The sequence below is a fragment of the Burkholderia sp. GW821-FHT14F03 genome (genome assembly GCF_058803765.1).
In genome coordinates, this window is the sequence record NZ_JBXAPG010000006.1 from 188,149 (window position 1) to 190,627 (window position 2,479).

A 2,479-nucleotide genomic window follows, 5' to 3' on the forward strand; every position below is an offset into this window, starting at 1 on the left:
TTGCTGGGCGGGTTGGGCGAGGCGCTCGATCGTCAGGCGCAGGTCAACGAACAATTGGCGACGCACAACCAGCAGGCGCTGGAAACGGCGTCGCGCGGCTTCGAACGACAGGCGGCGGCATTGCTGGACGGCCTGGGCAACGCGCACGTGGCGGTGCGCGCCGAGCTGGTCGCGCGCGACGACGCGCGGCTCGCGGTCTGGCGCGAGTCGCTCGGCGCGGTGGCGGCGACGCTCGACGAACAGTGGACGCGGACGGGCGAGGCCGCGGCGCATCGCCAGCAGGCGATCTGCGACGCGCTCGCGCGCGCCGCCGAGGCGATCTCCGCGCAGACGCACGCGCATGCGCGCGACACGATCGCGGAACTGGGCCAGCTGGTGCAGGCCGCATCGGAAGCGCCGCGCGTGGCGGCCGAGGTGGTCGCGGAAATGCGCCAGAAGCTGTCCGACAGCATGGTGCGCGACACCGCGATGCTGGAGGAGCGCAGCCGCCTGCTCGCGACGCTCGAAACGCTGCTGGGCGCGGTGAATCATGCATCCACCGAACAGCGCGCGGCCATCGACGCGCTCGTCTCGACCTCGTCGGATCTGCTCGCGCGCGTCGGGTCGCGCTTCTCGGAGCAGGTCGACAACGGCGCGGGCCGCCTCGACGCGGTCGCCGCGCAGGTCACGGGCAGCGCCGCCGAGGTGGCGAGCCTGGGCGAGGCGTTCGGCGCGGCCGTGCAGGTGTTCGGCGAGGCCAACGGCCAACTGGTGACGCATCTCGAACGCGTCGAAAGCGCGCTCGACCGTTCGCTGACGCGCAGCGACGAACAACTCGCCTACTACGTGGCGCAGGCGCGCGAGGTGATCGACCTGAGCATGCTGTCGCAGAAGCAGATCGTCGAGGAACTGCAGCGCGCCGCGGCCGGCCGGGCGGCGCTTTCGGGGGCTGACGCGGCATGAGCGACGAAATCGACGGCGGCGTGGACGCCACCGCGCCGATCTGGGCCGCGTTCGGCGACCTGATGTCGGTGCTGCTGGGCGTGTTCGTGCTGATCCTGGTCGGGGTGATCGGTGTGCAGCAGGCGCTGTCGTCTCAGCTCGACGCGGAAGTCCGGCAGCGGCAGCAGGAGGCGCAGCGTCGCCAGAGCCTCGAACAGGCGCTCGCGGGCCCGCTCGCGGCGGGGCGCGTGACCTTCGTCAACGGGCGGATCGGCATCAGCGGCAGCGTGTTGTTCGCGCTGAACTCGGATCAGCTGCAACCCGCCGGCCGTGACTTGCTGAAGAGCCTCGCGGGTCCGCTCGCCGCCTATCTGAAGAATCGCGACGAGATCCTGATGGTGAGCGGCTTCGCCGACGACCAGCAGGTGCGCGCGGGCAACCGCCTGTTCGCGGATAACTGGGAGCTGTCCGCGAAGCGTGCGCTGACGGTGACCCGCGCGTTCATCGACGAAGGCGTGCCGGCTGCGTCGGTGTTCGCGGCGGCATTCGGTTCGGAGCAGCCGGTCAGCTCGAACGCGGACGACTCGGGGCGGGCGCTGAACCGGCGCGTCGAGATCGCACCGGTGCCGCGGCCCGCGCCGGCCGTGAGCGGAGCGCGGCATGAGTGACGCGTGCGCGCGCGCCCACGCGCTGCTCGACGACTGGCGCGCGAGCGGCGCGGATCGGCTGGACCCGGCGCGGTTCCGTGCGCTCGAGGCATTGCTGCGGCGCGCGCAGGTGCTTCAGGGTGAAGCGCGCAGCGTGCTGGACGCGACCTTGTCCGGCTGGCTCGACGCCTATGCGGCGCGGGTCGCGCGCGCGGGGGCGTCGCGCGCCGAGGCGCGGCCGGCCGCCGCCGGGGCGGTCATGCCGGGGCCGCTCGCGGCGCTGGTCGATTACGTCGCGGCGCAGCCGCGCGCGGAGGGCATCGGCTTGCCCGCGCGCGCGCGCGCGGGCGGCGCGCGCGCGTTTCCGGAGCCGGCGCTGCTCGATTATTTCCGCGAGACCTGGTCGCGCGTCAGCACCGAGCGGCAGTTGCGGACGGCGCTCGACCAGGTGCCGAAGAATGCCGGCCCGCTCAATTCGAGCAGCCTCGTGCATCGCGCGCTGACGCAGATGCATGCGTTGTCGCCGGCCTATTTGCGGCAATTCCTGTCGTATGTGGATGCGCTGTCGTGGCTCGAACAAGCCACGGGCGAGCGTGCGCCGGCCGCCGACGAGCCGGCGGCGAAGCGCGGCGGTCGAGGCGGACGCGCCAGGTAGGCGCGTTCCGTGCGCGGCAGGGGACATCCGGTGCGCGAGGGTATTTCCGGGGGCTCGCGTTTGCTCGCTTGAGCGCGTCGCGTTTCTTGCGGGACGGTCGGTATGCATGCGCACGCGACCGCTCGCCGTCATTCGCACTTGCGCGCCGATTCTGAGCGTGGTGCCGTTGCGCACCGCAAACCGCAAACCGCAAACCGCAAACCGCAAACCGCAAACCGCAAACCGCAAACCGCAAACCGCAAACCGCAAACCGCAA

The 2,479-nt window shown here is 71.8% G+C and carries 3 protein-coding genes; all 3 read left to right on the forward strand.

Annotated elements, in window-relative coordinates; all coding sequences use genetic code 11:
- A partial coding sequence (locus tag AC1RQF_RS06815) for a DUF802 domain-containing protein (RefSeq protein ID WP_492871607.1) occupies window positions 1-942 on the forward strand: 942 nt, incomplete at its 5' end.
- Entirely contained in the window at window positions 939-1,589 is a 651-nt protein-coding gene (locus AC1RQF_RS06820; RefSeq protein WP_273997812.1) for an OmpA family protein, read from the forward strand. The genes AC1RQF_RS06815 and AC1RQF_RS06820, both read left to right, overlap by 4 nt.
- A complete protein-coding gene (locus tag AC1RQF_RS06825; protein ID WP_492871608.1) occupies window positions 1,582-2,223 on the forward strand; it encodes a DUF2894 domain-containing protein in 642 nt (213 codons plus the stop codon). Before AC1RQF_RS06820 ends, AC1RQF_RS06825 begins: the two co-directional genes overlap by 8 nt.
- The last annotated feature ends 256 nt before the right edge of the window (window positions 2,224-2,479 follow it).

What these genes read in the sequence shown, in the direction of transcription:
- AC1RQF_RS06820 (WP_273997812.1), top strand. Translation starts at nt 939, where the DNA reads ATGAGCGACGAAATCGACGGCGGCGTGGACGCCACCGCGCCGATCTGG.
- AC1RQF_RS06825 (WP_492871608.1), top strand. Translation starts at nt 1,582, where the DNA reads ATGAGTGACGCGTGCGCGCGCGCCCACGCGCTGCTCGACGACTGGCGC.